The organism is Pseudomonas sp. B34(2017), from assembly GCF_002112915.1.
GTDB classification, from domain to species: domain Bacteria; phylum Pseudomonadota; class Gammaproteobacteria; order Pseudomonadales; family Pseudomonadaceae; genus Aquipseudomonas; species Aquipseudomonas pharyngis.
Map to the genome: position 1 here is coordinate 1 of NZ_NEJA01000015.1, position 541 is coordinate 541.

2 tRNA genes are annotated in these 541 nt (G+C 46.0%); both read left to right on the top strand.

Going from position 1 to position 541, the window contains the following annotated elements:
• Window positions 1–159: 159 nt before the first annotated feature.
• Window positions 160–236, top strand: a tRNA-Ile gene (locus CAF80_RS28415).
• 10 nt (window positions 237–246) lie between these two features.
• A tRNA-Ala gene (locus CAF80_RS28420) sits at window positions 247–322 on the top strand.
• Window positions 323–541: the final 219 nt, after the last annotated feature.

Sequence of the window (541 nt, forward strand, 5' to 3'; positions counted from 1 at the left end):
AGCCGTAGGGGAACCTGCGGCTGGATCACCTCCTTAATCGACGACATCAGCTGCTCCATAAGTTCCCACACGAATTGCTTGATTCATTGAAGAAGACGATAGAAGCAGCTTTAAGCTCCAAGCTGATAGCTCACAGCTAGCAGTTACAAGCTCGAAATTGGGTCTGTAGCTCAGTTGGTTAGAGCGCACCCCTGATAAGGGTGAGGTCGGCAGTTCGAATCTGCCCAGACCCACCAATTTTGTTATGGGGCCATAGCTCAGCTGGGAGAGCGCCTGCCTTGCACGCAGGAGGTCAGCGGTTCGATCCCGCTTGGCTCCACCATAAACTGCTTCGAAAGTTTGAGAGTTTAGAAATGAATATTCGAGTTGAATATTGATTTCTAGTCTTTTGATTAGATCGTTCTTTAAAAATTTGGGTATGTGATAGAAAGATAGACTGATGGCCACTTTCACTGGTGGTGATCAGGCTAAGGTAAAATTTGTGAGTTCTCTTAGTTGAGAAATTCGAATTTTCGGCGAATGTCGTCTTCACAGTATAACC